Raw genomic sequence first — 17,977 nt, 5'->3', positions numbered from 1 at the left:
TCTCCCGCAGGCGGGAGAGGGACATTGGGCTTATGCCTTGTCCGATTTGTACTCGTACTGGTAGTAGGCGTAGTTGCCGTAGTAACCGTAGGCCGAGGCCTTGCGCTCCACGGCGTTGAAGATGGCGCCCTTGAGGTCGATGCCGTTCTGCTCGAAGCGCCGCTTGGTCAGCAGGATTTCCTTGGCGGCGTTCATGCCGAAGCGGGTCACGATCAGGCTGGTGCCAGCCTGGCGGCCCACCAGGGCAGCATCGGTAACCGCCAGGATCGGCGGGGTATCGATGATCACCAGGTCATAGCGGCTGCTCGCCTGCTGCAGGAACTGGGTGAAGTTGGCGTGCATCAGCAGCTCGGAGGGGTTAGGCGGAATCTGGCCGCGGGTGACCAGGTCCATGTTTTCCACTTCGGTGTGGGTGATGGCCTTGTCCAGTTCGATACGGGCGGCCAGCAGGTCGGAGAGGCCGTTTTCCGCCTCCTGGCGGAACATCTTGTGGACGTAGCCCTTGCGCATGTCGGCGTCTACCAGCAGCACCCGCTGCCCGGTCTGGGCAATGATGGCGGCCAGGTTGCTCGATACGAAGGACTTACCCACAGATGGGCTGGGGCCGGAGATCATCAGGATATTGTTTTTCGCCTCCAGGGTGGCGAAGTGCAGGCTGGTACGCAGGCTGCGCAGGGACTCCACGGCCAGGTCGGCCGGGTTGGTCACTGCCAGCAGATGGGAGCCGCTGCTGGCGTTCCCTTTGCCTTTGAAGCTCAGCTCGTGAGCGGCCTGCTCCTTGCTGTGAGGGATGGAGGCATACACCGGCAGGCCCATCTGCTCGATCACGTCCGGGTCTTCCACGCCACGGTTCAGCGCTTTGCGCACCAGCACGTAGGCCACGGCGATCAGGCCGCCCAACAGGGTGGCGATCAGGACGATCAAGGGCTTCTTGGGCTTTACCGGCTTCTCGACGTTGGCGTCGGCCGAGTCGATGATGCGCACGTTGCCCACGGTGCCAGCGCGGACGATGTCCAGCTCCTGGGATTTGTTCAGCAGTTGGGTGTAGATCTCGGTAGTCACCTGCATGTCGCGGGTCAGGCGCAGCAGCTCTTGCTGGGTTTCCGGCAGGTTTTCCACGCGCTTCGTCAGCTCGCGCTTTTGCTGCTCCAACTGGCCCATCTGCGTGATCAGCGCCTGGTAGCTGGGGTGCTGGCGGGTGAAGCGACGCTCCATTTCGGCACGCTTGAGTTTCTGTTCGGAGATCAGGGTTTCCAAGGCGACGATCTGGTCCAGCACCGCTTTGGTCTCGATGGTGATATCCACCGAGCGGGCGCTGGTCTGGTAGGCGTTGAGCTGGGCCTCGGCTTTTTCCAGTTGCTTGCGTACTTCCGGCAGCTGACCCTGGAGGAATTCCAGGCTCTGCGCCGCTTCAGCGGAATTGCGCTGGACGTTCTGCAGCACATACAGCCGGCTGACTTCATCCAGCACGTTGGTGGCGTGGGCCGGGTCTTCGCTTTCCAGCGAAAGACCGATGATGCCGGACTCTTTGCCGCGCTCACTTGCCCCCAGGTCTTCCTGATATTGAAGGATGGTGGTCAGGCGGCGCTGTTTGGTGACGTTGAACACTGCACCGGCGTTGGCGTCCAACGTGGCGATTTGCAGCTTGAAGCCGTTCTGCTCGATCTGCTCGCCCACATGGCCGGTCAGCAGGGTTTCGTCGTCTTCGTTCAACAGGGTAAAGGCGCCGTTGCCGTTTGCCTGCAGGGTGAGGCCTTGGCCCAGGTAACTGTCCGGCACTTCGAGCTGGAAGATATCCAGCGTTTCGCCGCCCCAGGCAAAACTGCTGAGGCCAAACAGGGGCTCGGCAACTTCGCGCGGAGTATCCGGCTGGAAGCGGCGTGCCATGAACTGGCCGAACAGGGGGAAATAGTTCGGTTCGACGATGATGTCGAGCTTGAGATTTTCCACCGCCTGGCCCAGCACGGCGCGGGATTTCAGCAGTTCGATCTCAGTAACCGCTGCCGAGGTGCCGCCGAACATCTCGGTTATTTCCGACATGCCCGTGAGTGCAGCCATGCCGCCTTTCTTTTCCTCCACCTGCACCAGCGCATTGGCCTGGTACACCGGCGGGGTCAGCACGGCATAGGCGACGCCCATCACAGTGAAGAAGGAGGTGATGCCGATAATGAGCCACTTGCTGTCCAGCAGGGTACCAAGCAGGGCGAGCAGGTCGATATCGTCGTCATCGTCGCGAATGTCCTGCACGGGCAGGCTGTTTTGGCTAGTCATGTAGCGCGCTTCTTCAAAGGGGTCAGAGTTTTTGCGACCAGCTTTCGACGCCTTGCGCCATCAGCTGGTAGACGTGTTCGAATGCAGGCTTTTGCTGGCGATACGGGTCCGGGATTTCCTGGTTGCCCTGCCATTTGCCGAGGAGGAAGGTCTTGCCCCGCACTTCCGGCGCCAGTTGCACAATCCGCTGGATGTGGCCCTGCTCCATAGTGAGGATCAGGTCGTACTGGCGCAGCAGCTCGCGGTTGAGTTGCTGGCCTTGGTGGTCGGGATGGTCGCCGCCATGCTCACGCAGTACTTCGAGGGCGGTACTGTCCATGGGCTTGCCGACCAGGGCATTGATGCCGGCGGAACTCACGGTAATGCCGCGCGAGGCGAGCTTGGTCTTGAGCAGGGCTTCAGCAGTGGGGCTGCGGCAGATATTGCCAACGCAGACTACCAGGATGTTCTTGAACATAGGGGCCAGCACGGGTTGCAGGGTCGGTTTTTAAGCCGCGCGGGTGTGCTGTGAAGAAGGAAAGCGGATTCCGTTCCAGCATCCCGATACGGCATCCCCGGGAGTCGTGTAACGACCGGGGGAGGCTTGAAGGGGGGCAACTGTAGGGGGGGCCGGGATGAGGGTCAAGACTCCTTGGTCGCTTTCTGCCACTGGAGCGGGCCAGTGTTCGAGATTTCGGCTGGCTGCCCACCATCCCACATCCCAGCCTTCTAGAGGAAGAGGGGGCTGACCGGATTGGCCGGAGCCTCCTTTGTGGGAGCGAATTCCTTCGCTAAGCAGCTCGTAGGATGGGTGGAGCGGAGCGATACCCATGCGGACCGGGCTGATGGGTTTCGCACGCTCAACCCATCCTACGTGGCTAAAAGCTATTCGCAGGAGCCAGCTTGCTGGCGAAAGCGGGGCCACATTCGCGAGCAAGCTCGCTCCTACGGGGGCGCCTACAGTTCGTAGGATGGGTGGAGCGGAGCGATACCCATGCGGATCGGGCTGATGGGTATCGCACGCTCAACCCATCCTACGTGGCCAAAAGCTATTCGTAGGAGCCAGCTTGCTGGCGAAAGCGGGGCCACATTCGCGAGCAAGCTCGCTCCTACGGGGGCGCCTACGGTTCGTAGGATGGGTGGAGCGGAGCGATACCCATGCGGATCGGGCTGATGGGTATCGCACGCTCAACCCATCCTACGTGGCCAAAAGCTATTCGTAGGAGCCAGCTTGCTGGCGAAAGCGGGACCACATTCGCGAGCAAGCTCGCTCCTACGGGGGCGCCTACAGTTCGTAGGATGGGTGGAGCGGAGCGATACCCATGCGGACCGGGCTGATGGGTATCGCAAGCTCAACCCATCCTACGTGGCTAAAAGCTATTCGTAGGAGCCAGCTTGCTGGCGAAAGCGGGGCCACATTCGCGAGCAAGCTCGCTCCTACGGGGGCGCCTACGGTTCGCAGGATGGGTGGAGCGGAGCGATACCCATGCGGACCGGGCTGACGGGTTTCGCACGCTCAACCCATCCTGCGTGGCCAAAAGCCATTCGTAGGAGCCAGCTTGCTGGCGAAAGCGGGCCACATTCGCGAGCAAGCTCGCTCCTACGGGGGCGCCTACGGTTCGTAGGATGGGTGGAGCGGAGCGATACCCATGCGGATCGGGCTGATGGGTATCGCACGCTCAACCCATCCTACGTGGCCAAAAGCTATTCGCAGGAGCCAGCTTGCTGGCGAAAGCGGGGCCACATTCGCGAGCAAGCTCGCTCCTACGGGGGCGCCTACAGTTCGTAGGATGGGTGGAGCGGAGCGATACCCATGCGGACCGGGCTGACGGGTTTCGCACGCTCAACCCATCCTGCGTGGCTAAAAGCTATTCGTAGGAGCCAGCTTGCTGGCGAAAGCGGGGCCACATTTTCGCGAGCAAGCTCGCTCCTACGGGGGCGCCTACGTGGCTTCGGCGTTGCAGGGGGCGCCACCCGGCCCATCATGGAAGGCCTTTGGATGGCGCACTTCACGCGTCACTTGATGGTGGCGAAGCGTCGCTCATCCGTCGGCTGCAGTTTTGCCTGGAGCAGCGCCCACTCCCGCTGGATGACCGAGTAGGGAATGAACACGCTGATTCGCTCGGCTCCCCGGAGGCCTGGGTGGTCACCGACGTTGTTGAGGCTGATCGAATAGATGCCCATGTTGATGCCGACGACGCTGCCGTCCTCTGCCAACACCGGGCCGCCCGACATGCCTTTGGCGATGGGCGCGTCATGAATGGCGTAGAGCTCGCCGCTGTCTTCATTGCTGTTGATGAAGGGCGCGGGATAAACCTTGCCCCGGCCGCTACCGCCGACGAGATAAGGGCTGGCACCTGCGGCCGTGATGCTTTCGCCGGGCTGCGCGGTGCGCCAGGTCGGCACTTTGCCGTTGGCCTTATGGCGAATGAATACCAGGTCGCACCCCGTGCTGCAGCGGTACTTCTCGTAGGGAATCAGCGGCGTGTGAGCGGTGGTGACGGCGTATTCCTCGTTCCACTGCACGGCCGAGGCCATATAGAAGTAGGGCAGCGGAAAGCCCGAGAAAATCGAGAAGTAAGTATCTGTGGTTGGACCTGAAACTTCAGGTTTCACGAGTCCGTTGCATCCTGCACACAAGGCTCCTGCCATCAAGATGGCGGCGATCCTGCGCATCGTAGCTCACCGAAATTCGGCTTGAAGGGGCGCCTCTCCTGGCTGGGTTATGTCCGCCGGTGCCCCTGTACTGCGTCATCAGGTTGAGCCCGTTGCCAACACTTATGGGCGACGAACGGTAGAGGCGTTGGATCGTCTCGTTCTAGGAAAAATAACGATTGACCATATGACCGTTGATCGCGGTTTGCTCGAGATTGGTGCGGGATGCGCCCCTGGCCATTCGGTGCTACGGCTGCAAAAGTGGCCTCGCTCCAAGGGGTTGCGTTACTGACAATTCGTCGGAAAATCAATCACGAAGGTTCGATGAGTCGACTTGTTGCTGCCGCTAGTCGTTATTTTGACGGGGCCTGTCGGCCAGGCGGTTAAACATCCCGATTTCGTTTCTAGACGGACGGACACGTGATTACGGCGTGCTGAATCGCTCAAGGTTCTGCGTTGCCGTGCCGGAGCGTATGGGGCGGTGCGGTGGGTCACACTGCAGCGCTTAACACTCAAAACCACCTTGGCGAACCACTGGAGCTTCTCCTGCGGCTAGCCAACCAGCGTTCGCCTGTGTAAGTTAACGGCCGGGTGTCGTGTCTGCGCGTGCAGTCAGACAGGTTTCTTGTGTTGGTCGGGCCGCCGCACAGCTGCAGAGTACGAGCGACCATGGACCAACACCCTTCCCGCAAGGCGATGCCGGCTGCGCAACGTTTAGCCGACAAAGCATTCAGCACCCTTGAAGATTTCCTGCATATCGAAGCGGTCAGCGGCATCGTCCTGCTGATCGCAGCCGCTGCTGCCCTGATCTGGGCCAATTCGTCTGCCGCTTCCAGCTATACGCACCTCTGGCACATGCCGTTGTCCTTTGCGCTGGGCGACTTTGTCATCTCGCACTCGCTGCATTTCTGGATCAACGATGCGCTGATGACGGTGTTCTTCCTGGTGGTGGGGATGGAGATCCGGCGGGAGATTCATGAGGGCGCGCTGGCCAGCGTCAAGCTTGCAGCACTGCCGATGGCGGCGGCGCTGGGAGGCGTGGCGGTACCGGCATTGGTGTATCTGTCGATCAATGGGGCGGAGGGGCTGCGCCAGGGGTGGGCGGTCCCGACGGCCACCGATATCGCCTTCGCGGTAGGCGTGCTGGCCCTGCTGGGCAAGTCGATCCCCGGCTCAGTGCGCGTGTTCTTGCTGGCGTTGGCGATCATCGACGATATCGTTGCCGTTCTGATCATTGCTTTGTTCTATTCGGAAGGCCTCGATGCCACGGGCTTCCTCATTGCCGGCATTGGCATTCTGCTCGTGCTGGGCTTGCAACGAATCGGCATTGGCTCAGCCTATGCGTACCTGATTCCAGGGGCTGTGCTATGGCTCGGCTTGCTGAAGACCGGCGCGCATCCCACTCTGGCCGGGGTAGTGCTTGGGCTCATGACGCCGGTCCTTCCGGTCAGGAACAACGAGCGCCCGCTGGACCTCGCGGCTCGCGCCATCAATGACTTTGCCGAGAAGGAGCAGAACCATTCTGGCGACGCGCATCAGCTGATGGCGCCGGTCAAGCAGCTTCGCCACGCACAGCGTGAGCTCCTTCCACCGGTGGTTCGTGTGCAACTGGCGCTGCACCCTTGGGTCGCGTATGGGGTGATGCCTCTGTTCGCGCTCGCCAATGCCGGGGTAAGCCTCGACGGAGTAGATCTGGCCGGAGGCGGGGCTATGACGGTGATGCTCGGTGTGGCGCTGGCCCTGGTCCTGGGCAAGCCGCTCGGCATTCTGCTCTGCAGCTGGCTATTGGTGCGCCTTGGTTGGTGCCGGCTCCCGGAGGGCATGACCTGGTCATGGATGTGGCTGATCGGTCTCCTGGCCGGGATTGGTTTCACCATGTCGATCTTCATCGCCAACTTGGCATTTGCCGAAGCCAGCCTGCTCAGCGCGGCGAAACTGGGCGTACTGATCGCCTCAGTGATAGCGGGGGTCATCGGCCTTGGATTCGGACGGGCGCTAAGCCGTCGCGCGACAGCCCGAAAATAGCTTTCGTGTAGTGCCGCTTTCGTTTCTGGCGCCAGCCTGCGCCAGAAACGAAAAAGGCCCGCATCGCTGCGGGCCTTGTTCTATATGGTGCCGGCACCAGGAGTCGAACCCGGGACCTACTGATTACAAGTCAGTTGCTCTACCAGCTGAGCTATACCGGCTAGAAAGGGCCGCCATTATAGCGATTAGGCGTTACGAGTAAACCTCTCTCGTGATCAATTCTTCGAACCGCGAATGAGCTTGGAATGGCTTATGCACAATGGCGATGAAAATGGCACTTTAGTACATGTTTTTTGTGCGGTGTTTCGCAGAAATCCATAACCTGCTGTTTTTCTTCGGCTTTATTTGGTTGTCCAAAAAACGCTCAGATGCTGGGAGCCGCGCAGGGAGAGGGCTTCGGGGCATTTGCCCAGATTTCATTAACAGAGTTATCCACAGGTTCTGTGGGCAAGTTCAGCGTCTTTTCTTGTGGGAGCCAGCTGCTGGCGAAGGTTTTGCCTTCGGGCGTTCGCGAGCAGGCTCGCTCCTACGGGGTAAGAGCTCCATTTGGCGCCGCTTGTAGCCAGCTTGCTGGCGAACGACGGGGTGTCTGGCTCAGCGTTCTGCCAGCAGCAGCAGGTTGCGCGGGGTGAGTTGTGGCGGGCAGAAATTGCCCAGGCTCACCCTATAGCCTTGTTCTTGCAGGAAGAGTGCTCGGTCCAGCAGCAGCCAGACTTCAAGCGGACGGCGGAACAGGCAGCGCAGCAGTTCGAGGTTGCGAACTTCGGCCAGGCGCTGCCAGCCCTGCGCTTCCAGGGCGTCCCAATCGCGCAGGCCGGGAGCGGGCAGCTGCTTCAGCTCGCAGAGGTCCGCGCAGTATTGGGCGAAGGTCTTGTCCAGCCAGGCTGTGGATAACGATGGAGTGGGCAGGTACTCGTCAATGCCGCGTAGCTCTCGTTGGAGCAGGTCGAAAGCCAGGCGACGGGCCATGGATTGGTCGCGCTGGCGCCGGACGCGGGCGCCGGCAGTGACGGTTTCACTGAGTGGCAGGCGCAGATCGGCTTGCGTCAGGTGCAGCGCCGAGGTTTTGGCGGTCTCGGACAGCGGTTGGTAATGCGTGGTCTGGATGCGGTTGTAGCAGCAGGGGGCCACGGCGAGCTGTCGGCAACCGGCGGCGCTGGCCAGTTGCAGCAGGCGCACATGCAGGTCGCCGCAGGCATGCAACGCAACCGGCGTGTGTTCAGTGTGCAGGCGGCTCGCGGCGCTTTCGGCCAGTACATCCTGTTGCTCGTGACGCGCAGTCAGGTCCAGGCGCTGGCTGAGTTGCTGGCCGTTGGCAACGAGGGCCGGGTCGAGTTCCAGGCACGTCAGGCGGGTGCCGCCATGGGCCAGCAGCCGACCGAGATGCCCTTTGCCGGCGCACCAGTCTAGCCAGTGGCCAGGCGCTTCGCGGAACTGCAGGCGGGTGGCGAAGGCTTCGATCTGCTGCCATTTGCGCCCGGGCACGTCGACAGCCAGGCGGGGAGGGAATTCAGCGACAGCTGCACCCGGCAGATCGCCGATTCTCGCCAGCTCGCTGGATTGCGCGGCCAGCTGTGGATAAGGCGCAGGCGCATCGAGGCGTTCCGGGTGATTGTGGATGGCGTCGGCTTCGGCCAGTGTGCGTTGCCGCAGCCAATGTGCCAGTTCCGGGTACTGTCGCTCCCACGGCAGCTCCCGCTCGGTGAACGGGGTGGGGCGCCAGAGGGATTGGTGCTCGCGCAGGAAGCGGTCGAGTGCGGCAAAGCGGTCCCGCAGCTGCGGGCCTTGTAGAGGCGCTGGGCTGGTCATGCTGGGTGGAGCGTTGAAGGGGGGCGCCGATTATAGCGTTGCTTGAAGTGCCCCTCATCTGCATTGCGATGAGGGGCTCCCCGCATCAGCGGCCCTGCAGGGCGTCGACCCGCAGCCGGCGTTCCAGCAGGCGGAAGGCGCGCACCAGGATGTAGGCAAGCAGCAGGTAGTACAGGCCGGCGGCGAAGAAGATCTCAACCGGCATGTAGGTGCGGGCGATGATGGTGCGTGCCATGCCGGTCAGTTCGAGCATGGTCACGGTGCTGGCCAGGGCGCTGGCCTTGACCATCAGGATCACCTCGTTGCTGTAGGCCGGCAGGCCGATGCGCGCCGCACGCGGCAGGATGATGTAGAACAGTGCCTGCGCCCGCGACATGCCGAGCGCTCGTGCCGCCTCGATCTCGCCTGGCGGAACCGCCTGGATGGCGCCACGCAGGATCTCCGCGATATAGGCTGCGGTGTGCAGCGTCATGGTGATGACGGCGCACCAGAAGGGATCTCGCAGGTACGGCCAGAGCGGCCCTTTGCGTACGACATCGAACTGCGCCAGGCCGTAGTAGACGAGGAACAGCTGCACCAGCAGCGGCGTGCCGCGGAAGAAGAATATGTAGCCGTAAGGCAGGGCGCGCACGTACCAGTGTCGGGACGCACGGGCGATGCCCATGGGCAGTGCGAGGATCAGGCCGGCGATGACGGAGATCGCTACCAGCTCCAGGGTCAGCAGTGCCCCCTGGGATAGCTGCGGCAGGTACTTGATGATGACTTCCCAGTTCATGCTGCGCTCCGCTTGAAGCCGCGGCCTGCGCGCTTCTCCAGCCAGTACAGGCCGATCATCGCGAGGATGGTCAGGCCGAGGTAGATGAAGGCAGCGACCATGTAGAAGGTGAACGGCTGCTTACTCGCGGTAACCGCGATCTGCGAGCGGCGCATGATCTCTTCGAGGCCGATGACCGAGACCAGTGCGGTGTCCTTCATCAGGATCATGAACAGGTTGCCCAGGCCCGGCAGGGCGATGCGCCACATCTGCGGCAGGATCAGGCGCCAGAGGATGCGGCTCTTGGACAGGCCCAGGGCCATACCGGCTTCGCGGTGCCCCTTGGGAATGGCCAGGATGGCGCCGCGGAACACTTCAGTGGCGTAGGCGCCGAAGCACAAGCCGAGGGCGATGGTGCCGGCGGCGAAGGCGTTGAGTTCCAGCCCCGGCATGCCGAGCCATTCGCCCAGCGAGTTCATCAGGTTGACCGTGCCGAAGTAGATCAGCAGGACCCAGAGCAGTTCGGGGACGCCCCGGACGAGGGTTGAGTAGGTGCCGCCGAGCCATTGCAGAGGCTTGACGGGGGAAGTCTTGGCCAGCGCACCGAGCAGGCCGAGCACCAGACCCACCGAGAGCGCGGACAGCGCCAGCTTGATGGTCATGAGTGTGCCCGCGGCTAGGGCTGGACCGAATCCGTAGAGATCTAGGGTCATAGGAGGTCAGGTGCCGGTGCCGCCATCAGGCGGCACCGGTGGGCAGGTCAATAGATGCTGAAGGGGAAGTATTTGTCGTTGATCTTCTTGTAGGTGCCGTCAGCGACAATTTCCTTCAGTGCGGTGTTCAGCTTCTCACGCAGTGGGTCACCCTTGCGCACGGCAATGGCGATCTTGTCGTTGTCGAACACCGGGTCGCCCTTGAACTCGAAGTCCTTGCCGGCGTCGCTCTTCAGCCATTCCCAGTTGACGAACTTGTCGGCCAGCACGGCATCGACACGGCCGGAGGACAGGTCGAGGTAGGCGTTTTCCTGGGTGTCGTAGAGCTTGATGTCGACGATGTCGGCCATGTTGTCTTCCAGCCAGGTGCCGGCGATGGTTGCTCGCTGGGCGCCGATTACCTTGCCTTTCAGGCTGGCCTTGTCGGTCTTGAATTCGGTGCCTTTCGGGGCAACGAACTGCAGTTTGTTGGTGTAGTAGGGGTCGGTGAAGTCAACCGCCTGCTTGCGTTCTTCGGTGACCGACATGGAGGCGGCGAGGAAGTCGAACTTCTTGGCGTTCAGGGCCGGGATGATGCCGTCCCAGTCGGAAGTGACCACTTCACACTCGGCCTTCATCTTGGCGCACAGGGCTTGGGCGATCTCGACGTCGAAGCCGCCGACCTGGCCGCTGGCATCGATCAGGTTGAAGGGTGGGTAGGCACCTTCGGTACCGATCTTCAACTTGTCGGCGGCTACGGCGCTGGTGCCGAAAGCCAGGGTTGCGGCTGCAGCCAGCAGAATCTTCTTGTAGTTCTTCATTCGATCTTGCTCCGTGTTTAGCGATTGCTGGACATGAATTGTTTACAGCGCGCCGATTGCGGGTTTTCGAACACCTGCTGCGGCGGACCCTGTTCCTCCACCAACCCCTGGTGGAGAAACACCACTTCGCTGGACACATGACGGGCGAAGTTCATCTCGTGGGTGACCAACAGCATAGTGCGGCCTTCTTCGGCCAGCGCGCGGATCACGTTAAGCACTTCTTGTACCATCTCGGGGTCGAGCGCCGAGGTGGGTTCGTCGAACAGGATGACCTTGGGTTGCATGGCCAGGGTTCGGGCGATGGCCGCGCGTTGCTGCTGGCCGCCGGAAAGCTGGGTGGGGTAAACGTGGCGCTTGTCGCCGATGCCGACCTTGGCCAGCAGGGCCTCGGCCATTTCGGTGGCTTCTGCCTTGCTCTGGCCCAGTACGCGACGCGGGGCCTCGATGATGTTGTCGAGCACCGTCATGTGCGGCCAGAGGTTGAAGTTCTGGAACACGAAGCCGATCTCGCTGCGCATGCGATTGATCTGCTTGTTGTCTGCGGCGACCAGTTCACCGGACTTGCTGGGCTTGAGCTTGAGCTCTTCACCTGCGACGAAGATCTGCCCCTGGTGTGGGTTTTCCAGCAGGTTGATGCAGCGCAGGAAGGTGGACTTGCCTGAGCCGGAGGAGCCGAGAATCGAGATGACGTCGCCGTCTCGTGCGGTCAGGGAAATGCCCTTGAGCACTTCAAGGTCGCCGTAGCGTTTGTGCAGGTTGCGGATTTCAAGCGCAGGCGTGGCTTGGGCCATTAAGGGGTCCTCTTCTTGTTCGGGGCGCTCCGGCGGCTATTTTCAGCCGTCCTGGCGATGCGGGAAGCTAGCACAGCGGTTTGTTGAGCGCCAAGCGTGCAGCGGGCCCCGGACAGGCTCTGCGGTCGAGGTTGTCGCATCGCTGCAGTTGGTTGTCGCGGAATCGGAAAAGAAGGGGGGAGGATGCGGTCGGGGCGTCCGGCAATCCTGTTGCGCGATATCGTTCTCGTAGGAGCGAGCTTGCTCGCGAACCGGACCTTTTCGCGAGCAAGCTCGCTCCTACAGGTAAAGCGGGATTCTTGCCCCGGAAAGCAAAAAGCCCCAGCACTTGGCTGAGGCTTTTTGTTCGGTATTAGTGGTGCCCAGGGACGGAATCGAACCGCCGACACGGGGATTTTCAATCCCCTGCTCTACCGACTGAGCTACCTGGGCAACGGGGCGCTATTAAACGGATTTGCCGGGGGGGAGTCAAGCGCCTTTTGAAAAAAATTTTAGTTATTCCGGGCGCTTACGCGCTCGGGGGTACATAACCCTCGGCTTTGGCGTACTCCTCGCCGGAAAGGAACTTGTCCATTTCCGTCTGGAGGAACTTGCGATCCTCGGCATTCATCATGTTCAGGCGACGCTCGTTGATGAGCATGGTCTGGTGCTTCTGCCACTCGTCCCAGGCTTTCTGCGAGACGTGGTTGAAGAGGTCCTCGCCCTTGGCGCCCGGGTATGGTGGACGTGCCAGGCCCGGCAGTTCCTCTTTGTATTTGCGGCACATTACGGTGCGAGTCATGACATCTCTCCTGCGTTCAACACGTCGGCGGCGCGCTTGAGCAGCTTCTTCACCGGAGCGGCGAGGCCCAGGCGCGGCGGGGTGGCGAGGTTATACCAGAGCCAATCGCCCTCGGCCACGGCGGGGGCGCTGCCCGCCACCTGGACCAGCCAGGGCTCGATGGCCAACTGGAAATGGCTGAAGGTGTGGGTCAGGCCTGGCAGTGCACGGCGTTCGCCCAGGCTGAGGGCGTGCTGGCTGGCGAGCGGGGCGAGGGCGTCGAGGTCGTCCAGTTCGGGCAAGCTCCAGAGCCCGCCCCAGAGTCCGCTGGAAGGGCGCCGGTAAAGCAGGATTGCGCCGTCGCGGGTGGCCAGCAAGGGCATCAGCGTGCGTTTCTGTGGAATTGCCTTGCGCGGTTTGGGGGCAGGGTAGGCGGTCTCCCGGCCGAGTTGGTGCGCCTTGCAGCCGCTCTGTAGTGGACACAGCAGGCAGCTGGGCTTGCTCCGGGTGCACAGGGTCGCGCCTAGATCCATCATCGCCTGGGTGTAGTTGTTCACACGGGTCTGCGGGGTGAAGCGTTCGGCGACATCCCAGAGTTGCTTGGCCACCTTCGGTTCGCCGGGGTAGCCCTCCTGGGCGACATATCGAGCCAGCACGCGCTTGACGTTGCCGTCGAGGATCGGTGCGCGCAGGCCCATCGACAGGCTGGCGATGGCGCCAGCGGTGGAGCGACCGATGCCTGGCAGCTCGGCGAGCTGATCGACATCGCGGGGGAACTCGCCGCCGAATTCGGCAACCACGCGTTGCGCGGTCTTCTGCAGGTTGCGCGCGCGGGTGTAGTAGCCGAGGCCGGTCCACAGGTGCAGGACTTCGTCCTCCGGCGCGTCGGCCAGGGCCTGCACGCTGGGCAGGGCTTCCATGAAACGGTCGAAGTAGCCCAGGACGGTGCTGACCTGGGTCTGCTGCAGCATGATTTCCGATACCCAGACGCGGTAGGGCGTGATGCCCAGCTGCCAAGGCAGGTCCTTGCGGCCGTGGCTGTCGTACCAGTCGAGGACGGCGTTGGAGAACTGCTCGGGGGTCATTGTTTGAACAGCCCCTTGAGTGCGTCCTTGAGTTCCGGGCTGACCTTGTCGCCCAGTTTCTCTTCCAGTTTCTCGTTCAGCTTGTCGCCGGCCAGCTTGGCAGCGATTTTGCCCATGCCGTCCTTGTCCAGGCGGCAGGCCTTGGCGCCCAGTTCCAGCGGACCGCGGCAGCGCAGCGGCCACTCGATGCCAACGTAGCGTTCATTGACCTGGCAGGCCGGGTCCGGCATTTCGCTCTTGTCGCCTTCGATGGTGATGCCCAGGCGATAGTCGAGGCCGAGGACGCGCAGATCGACATCGCCATTGCCCTGGACGGTGAGCCCGGGGATGCGGGCCTTGAGGTCGGGGTTGTTGGCGACGCCATTGTGGAAGACGAGCGAGCCTTTGAGCTCTTCGAATGGCGTTTCCTTGCCGCCATGGCCGTTGCTCAGGACTTTGCGGTTGAGCGTGGCGATGCCTTGGCAGAGTTGCAGTTCGAGGTTGGCGTCGAGTAGGGCGCCGTCATTCAGTGCGAAGCTGGCGGTGCCGTTCAGGCCGTCTATCCAGGCTTTCATGCTGTTGCCGCTGGTGCTGATATCGGCATTCATGTCCATCTGGCCCCTGACCGGTGGCTTCTGCTCGATGGCTTTGAGCAGCTGGTCCACGGGGACGTTGCTGACGCGCTTCTTCGCGGTCATCAGCGGCACGGCCGGGCGCACGTCGATCTGTGCGCTGGCCTGGTAGTTGCCGCCGAACAGCTCGCCGCGCATGTCTTCCAGGGTCACCAGGCCGCCTTTGCCGTTGGCCTTGAGGCTGACGTCGCTCATCGGCAGCTTGTTCACGGTGAGCTGGCCGAAGTTCAGCGTGGCCTCGAGGTCCAGCTTGCGCAGCTGGTCCATGGGCAGGACCGGGTCTTCGCTCCAGGCTTGCTGGGTCGGGGCATTGGGCAGTGGAGTATTGCCCTGGCTGGCAGCGTCGACGGTGCTTTTTACCTCGGCCTGGCGGGCAGTGCTGGCGACGGCCTTTTCCTTCTCTTCAGCCTTGGGCGGCAGGTAGCGATCAAGGTCGAGTTGGTCGCCCTTGAGCTGCACGCGGACGGCCTTGTTGGCAAAGCTGGCGACGGCGACACGACCGCTGAGGGTGCTGCCATCGAGTTTGAGATTGAGTCCCTCGAAGGCAATGCTGTCCGGGCTGCCGGCAAGCTTGGAGACCAGTTCGAACTTCTGCAGGCTGGCTGCATCGCTCATGGGGGGCAGCTCGACGCCTACGCCATCGAGGAACTCCCGCAGGTTGAGCGGGGCGATGGACAGCCCGCCTTCCAGGCGCGCGGTCTTGTCCAGGTCGTGCACCTTGAGTTCGCCCAGTGCGCGCAGCTGGTTGGCCGAGAGCTTGAGGCTGTCCCATTCGGCGACGTTGGCGGCCAGGTCGGCCAGCAGTTGGCCCTGCGCGCTGAAGGCGACGGTCTTGCCCTTGAGCGGCTCGCCGGAGGCCTCGCCGTTGAGCTTGAGGTCTTCGAGCTGGTAGCGCTTGAGGGCACGATCGAAGCGTAGCTTGCCAGTGAGCTCGGTCTTGGCGCGCAGCACTGGTTGATTGGTACCGAAGAAGGCGCTGAGCTTGAGCGGGATGCTGGCGCCTTCGCGGATGGCGCCCGTGGACAGCTCGATACCTTCGGCGCTGAACTGCTGTCCGCTCTTGGCGTCGGTGTAATCGATGCGTGCGTTGTGGACGGTGAGGCTGTCGATATCGAGTTTGATCGGGCGAGACTCTTGCTTCGCAGCGGGGGCCTGGGCCGGCTGATCTGTCGGCGCAGGACTGCCGGCGGGCGCGGAGGCTGGGGCCTTCGCGGGACGGCCGATATCTTCCCAGTTGCCTTGGCCCTTTTCGTCGCGCTGCAGGGTCAGGTTGAGGCCTTCGACGCGGATGTCGCTCATCTGCACTTCGCGACGCAGTAGCGGCAGCACGCGGACGGAAAGGCCGATCATGTCGAGGTCGGCGAAGGGTTTTTCAGGCGTCACGGCGCTGGCGAGGGTGGCCTGATGCAGTTCGAGGCCCAGCCAGGGGAAGAGGCTCCAGCCGATGTCGCCTTTCAGGGTAAGTTCCAGGTTGGCCTTGTCGCGGGCCAGTTGCTGGATCTCGTCCTTGTAGTCGTTGGGGTCGAACAGGTGGGTCAGGGCGAAGCCCAGGGCCACGATGATCAACAGCAGCCCGAGGAGGGTTAGGCCCAGGATTTTGCCGAAGGCTTTCATTGACCGGTCCTTGTGATGGATCGTTGGATTTCAAGTCGCCGAGTATAGCGCCGGGTCAAAGGCGATGGCGTGTGGCGGCCGCTGGCTCGGTTTGCGGCAGTTGGGTCTTTGGAGGGCAAAAGCGGCCGACGGTTCAGCGTGATTCGGCGCAGGTTGGAGCTGAACGTAGTGAAGGCCAGCGAAGCGGCGTGGAAATAGGTGTTGGGCTTCGCGGTGCCCTGCCCAACCTGCGGCGTGGGCATGCACATGCTGTAGGAGCGAGCTCGCTCGCGAAGCGCCTGTCCTGTTCTTTCCGGTTCGCGAGCAAGAACTCGGCGTCCCCCTCGATCCTACGAGAGGTGGTTGTTCAAAGTGGGTCCAGCGGCAGGTGCAGGCGCGCTGCCAGGGCCTGGGTTTCCAGATGGTCGCGCGGTGCGGCGAGGCGCAGCGGCTTGCCGGCTTCACGGGCCAGGCGCGTGGCTTCGTCCACCAGGCGGCGGCCCACACCGCGTTGGCGGGTGACCTTGCGGACGCAGAGGTGCGATAACCGCCAGTGGTCTTCGCCTTTTTCCAGCAGCGCGGCGCCCAGCAGGCGATCGTTGAAGCGCCCCGCCAGCAATTGGCCGCGAGCAATGCCCTGCCCGATCAGTTCCCCGGCGTCGGCGAACGGCGGCAGGAGCCAGTCCGGCGCATCGGCATAGATCTTCTCCAGGTCGCTGCGATCCTGCGCGGAGGGGGCGCTGACGGTTTCGACGATCACGGGCATGGCGGCTCCAGGAGGCGATTGCGGGCGGGGCGGGCAGTGTAATCCCCGCCGACCGCTGTCGGTAGCCGCGTCCACAGGCTGCGGCCTATAATGGCAAACTTTTTTCGTGAGCCTTTTTTGTGGAGCTGGTGATGGCCGAACGTACGGCGTCCGTCGAACGCAACACCCTGGAGACCCAGATCAAGGTCTCGATTAACCTGGATGGCACTGGTAAAGCACGCTTCGATATCGGCGTGCCCTTTCTGGAGCACATGCTCGACCAGATCGCCCGCCATGGACTGATCGACCTGGACATCGAGTGCAAGGGCGATCTGCATATCGACGACCACCACACTGTCGAAGACGTCGGCATTACCCTCGGCCAGGCCTTCACCCAGGCCATCGGCGACAAGAAGGGCATCGTCCGCTACGGCCACTCCTATGTGCCGCTGGATGAGGCCCTGTCGCGCGTGGTGATCGACTTCTCCGGTCGCCCGGGCCTGCAGATGCACGTGCCGTTCACCCGCGCCGTGGTCGGTGGATTCGACGTCGACCTGTTCCAGGAGTTCTTCCAGGGCTTCGTCAACCACGCCCTGGTGAGCCTGCACATCGATAACCTGCGCGGGCACAACACCCACCACCAGATCGAAACCGTGTTCAAGGCCTTCGGCCGCGCCCTACGCATGGCCGTCGAGCGCGATCCGCGCATGGTCGGGCAGATGCCTTCCACCAAGGGCGTGCTCTGATGCAGACGGTTGCAGTCATCGATTACGGCATGGGCAACCTGCACTCGGTTGCCAAGGCCCTCGAACACGTCGGTGCCGGCCGCGTGCTGGTTACCAGCGATGCCAGCGTGATCCGCGAGGCGGACCGCGTGGTCTTCCCGGGTGTGGGCGCGATTCGCGACTGCATGGCGGAAATCCGTCGCCTCGGCTTCGACACCCTGGTGCCCGAAGTCAGCAAGGATCGTCCGTTCCTCGGCATCTGCGTCGGCATGCAGGCGCTGCTGGAGCACAGTGAAGAGAACGACGGCGTCGATTGCATCGGCCTGTTCCCTGGCCAGGTGCGCTTCTTCGGCAAGGATCTGATCGAGGACGGTGAGCACCTCAAGGTGCCGCACATGGGCTGGAACGAAGTGCAGCAGACGGTCGACCATCCGCTCTGGCACAGCATTCCGGATCTGGCGCGTTTCTACTTCGTGCACAGCTATTACATCGAGGCCGGCAATCCCAAGCAGGTAGTCGGTCGCGGCCACTACGGCAAGGACTTCGCCGCTGCCCTGGCCGAGGGCTCGCGCTTCGCGGTGCAGTTCCACCCGGAGAAGAGCCATACCCACGGCCTGCAGTTGCTGCAGAACTTCGCCGCCTGGGACGGGCGCTGGTAAGC

The 17,977-nt window shown here is 62.6% G+C and carries 15 protein-coding genes and 2 tRNA genes; 3 read left to right on the top strand and 14 right to left on the bottom strand.

Going from position 1 to position 17,977, the window contains the following annotated elements; genetic code table 11:
- Positions 1–30: 30 nt before the first annotated feature.
- From J7302_RS06420 to J7302_RS06410, 3 genes are all read right to left on the bottom strand, one after another.
- Positions 31–2,271: a polysaccharide biosynthesis tyrosine autokinase gene (locus tag J7302_RS06420; protein ID WP_215371965.1), complete on the bottom strand. Its 2,241-nt coding sequence runs from the start codon at positions 2,269–2,271 to the stop codon at positions 31–33.
- Positions 2,272–2,293: 22 nt separating this feature from the next.
- Positions 2,294–2,728, bottom strand: a complete 435-nt coding sequence (locus J7302_RS06415) for a low molecular weight protein-tyrosine-phosphatase (protein ID WP_215371962.1) — start codon at positions 2,726–2,728, stop codon at positions 2,294–2,296.
- Positions 2,729–4,266: 1,538 nt separating this feature from the next.
- Positions 4,267–4,926, bottom strand: coding sequence for a S1C family serine protease (locus tag J7302_RS06410; protein ID WP_215371960.1), 660 nt, complete (start codon positions 4,924–4,926; stop codon positions 4,267–4,269).
- Between the two features lie 648 nt (positions 4,927–5,574).
- On the opposite strand from J7302_RS06410, the gene nhaA reads away from it, so the two are divergent.
- Positions 5,575–6,930 carry a Na+/H+ antiporter NhaA gene (nhaA, locus tag J7302_RS06405; RefSeq protein ID WP_251701884.1) on the top strand — a complete coding sequence of 452 codons (1,356 nt, stop codon included), beginning with the start codon at positions 5,575–5,577 and terminating at the stop codon, positions 6,928–6,930.
- Between the two features lie 85 nt (positions 6,931–7,015).
- On the opposite strand, the gene J7302_RS06400 is transcribed toward nhaA, so the two are convergent.
- From J7302_RS06400 to J7302_RS06350, 11 genes are all read right to left on the bottom strand, one after another.
- A tRNA-Thr gene (locus J7302_RS06400) sits at positions 7,016–7,091 on the bottom strand.
- A gap of 433 nt (positions 7,092–7,524) precedes the next feature.
- On the bottom strand, positions 7,525–8,739 hold the full coding sequence (locus J7302_RS06395) for a methyltransferase (protein WP_215371959.1): 1,215 nt from the start codon (positions 8,737–8,739) through the stop codon (positions 7,525–7,527).
- 85 nt (positions 8,740–8,824) lie between these two features.
- Positions 8,825–9,514, bottom strand: coding sequence for an ABC transporter permease (locus tag J7302_RS06390; RefSeq protein WP_215371957.1), 690 nt, complete (start codon positions 9,512–9,514; stop codon positions 8,825–8,827).
- Positions 9,511–10,206: an ABC transporter permease gene (locus tag J7302_RS06385; RefSeq protein WP_215371955.1), complete on the bottom strand. Its 696-nt coding sequence runs from the start codon at positions 10,204–10,206 to the stop codon at positions 9,511–9,513. Before J7302_RS06385 ends, J7302_RS06390 begins: the two co-directional genes overlap by 4 nt.
- Positions 10,207–10,253: 47 nt before the next feature.
- Positions 10,254–11,006, bottom strand: coding sequence for an ABC transporter substrate-binding protein (locus J7302_RS06380; RefSeq protein ID WP_215371952.1), 753 nt, complete (start codon positions 11,004–11,006; stop codon positions 10,254–10,256).
- 17 nt (positions 11,007–11,023) lie between these two features.
- Positions 11,024–11,797, bottom strand: a complete 774-nt coding sequence (locus J7302_RS06375; protein ID WP_215371950.1) for an ABC transporter ATP-binding protein — start codon at positions 11,795–11,797, stop codon at positions 11,024–11,026.
- 356 nt (positions 11,798–12,153) lie between these two features.
- Positions 12,154–12,229: transfer RNA gene (locus tag J7302_RS06370), tRNA-Phe, on the bottom strand.
- 76 nt (positions 12,230–12,305) lie between these two features.
- The gene (locus tag J7302_RS06365; RefSeq protein ID WP_215371948.1) at positions 12,306–12,578 is read right to left on the bottom strand and encodes an oxidative damage protection protein; all 273 of its coding nucleotides are present in this window, start codon (positions 12,576–12,578) and stop codon (positions 12,306–12,308) included.
- On the bottom strand, positions 12,575–13,642 hold the full coding sequence (gene mutY / locus J7302_RS06360) for an A/G-specific adenine glycosylase (RefSeq protein WP_215371946.1): 1,068 nt from the start codon (positions 13,640–13,642) through the stop codon (positions 12,575–12,577). Before mutY ends, J7302_RS06365 begins: the two co-directional genes overlap by 4 nt.
- Positions 13,639–15,867, bottom strand: a complete 2,229-nt coding sequence (locus tag J7302_RS06355; protein ID WP_215371943.1) for an AsmA family protein — start codon at positions 15,865–15,867, stop codon at positions 13,639–13,641. The genes mutY and J7302_RS06355 overlap by 4 nt, the downstream gene beginning before the upstream one ends.
- Before the next feature lie 346 nt (positions 15,868–16,213).
- Positions 16,214–16,612, bottom strand: a complete 399-nt coding sequence (locus J7302_RS06350) for an acetyl-CoA sensor PanZ family protein (protein WP_215371941.1) — start codon at positions 16,610–16,612, stop codon at positions 16,214–16,216.
- Positions 16,613–16,743: 131 nt separating this feature from the next.
- Between J7302_RS06350 and hisB the strand changes: the two genes are divergently transcribed.
- Together hisB and hisH are read left to right on the top strand one after the other, a co-directional pair.
- Complete coding sequence (gene hisB / locus J7302_RS06345) at positions 16,744–17,337, top strand: imidazoleglycerol-phosphate dehydratase HisB (protein WP_137821381.1); 594 nt, start codon at positions 16,744–16,746, stop codon at positions 17,335–17,337.
- Positions 17,337–17,975, top strand: coding sequence for an imidazole glycerol phosphate synthase subunit HisH (gene hisH / locus J7302_RS06340; protein WP_215371939.1), 639 nt, complete (start codon positions 17,337–17,339; stop codon positions 17,973–17,975). The genes hisB and hisH overlap by 1 nt, the downstream gene beginning before the upstream one ends.
- Positions 17,976–17,977: the final 2 nt, after the last annotated feature.

The sequence above is a fragment of the Metapseudomonas boanensis genome, assembly GCF_018704125.1.
GTDB classification, from domain to species: domain Bacteria; phylum Pseudomonadota; class Gammaproteobacteria; order Pseudomonadales; family Pseudomonadaceae; genus Metapseudomonas; species Metapseudomonas boanensis.
Note: the sequence above shows the minus strand (reverse complement) of the source record. Positions and strands in the feature narration are given on the sequence as shown.

Bases quoted from the DNA above. Each gene is read 5' to 3' on its own strand.
- J7302_RS06420 (WP_215371965.1), bottom strand. From the start codon at position 2,271: ATGACTAGCCAAAACAGCCTGCCCGTGCAGGACATTCGCGACGATGAC.
- J7302_RS06415 (WP_215371962.1), bottom strand. From the start codon at position 2,728: ATGTTCAAGAACATCCTGGTAGTCTGCGTTGGCAATATCTGCCGCAGC.
- J7302_RS06410 (WP_215371960.1), bottom strand. From the start codon at position 4,926: ATGCGCAGGATCGCCGCCATCTTGATGGCAGGAGCCTTGTGTGCAGGA.
- nhaA (WP_251701884.1), top strand. From the start codon at position 5,575: ATGGACCAACACCCTTCCCGCAAGGCGATGCCGGCTGCGCAACGTTTA.
- J7302_RS06395 (WP_215371959.1), bottom strand. From the start codon at position 8,739: ATGACCAGCCCAGCGCCTCTACAAGGCCCGCAGCTGCGGGACCGCTTT.
- J7302_RS06390 (WP_215371957.1), bottom strand. From the start codon at position 9,514: ATGAACTGGGAAGTCATCATCAAGTACCTGCCGCAGCTATCCCAGGGG.
- J7302_RS06385 (WP_215371955.1), bottom strand. From the start codon at position 10,206: ATGACCCTAGATCTCTACGGATTCGGTCCAGCCCTAGCCGCGGGCACA.
- J7302_RS06380 (WP_215371952.1), bottom strand. From the start codon at position 11,006: ATGAAGAACTACAAGAAGATTCTGCTGGCTGCAGCCGCAACCCTGGCT.
- J7302_RS06375 (WP_215371950.1), bottom strand. From the start codon at position 11,797: ATGGCCCAAGCCACGCCTGCGCTTGAAATCCGCAACCTGCACAAACGC.
- J7302_RS06365 (WP_215371948.1), bottom strand. From the start codon at position 12,578: ATGACTCGCACCGTAATGTGCCGCAAATACAAAGAGGAACTGCCGGGC.
- mutY (WP_215371946.1), bottom strand. From the start codon at position 13,642: ATGACCCCCGAGCAGTTCTCCAACGCCGTCCTCGACTGGTACGACAGC.
- J7302_RS06355 (WP_215371943.1), bottom strand. From the start codon at position 15,867: ATGAAAGCCTTCGGCAAAATCCTGGGCCTAACCCTCCTCGGGCTGCTG.
- J7302_RS06350 (WP_215371941.1), bottom strand. From the start codon at position 16,612: ATGCCCGTGATCGTCGAAACCGTCAGCGCCCCCTCCGCGCAGGATCGC.
- hisB (WP_137821381.1), top strand. From the start codon at position 16,744: ATGGCCGAACGTACGGCGTCCGTCGAACGCAACACCCTGGAGACCCAG.
- hisH (WP_215371939.1), top strand. From the start codon at position 17,337: ATGCAGACGGTTGCAGTCATCGATTACGGCATGGGCAACCTGCACTCG.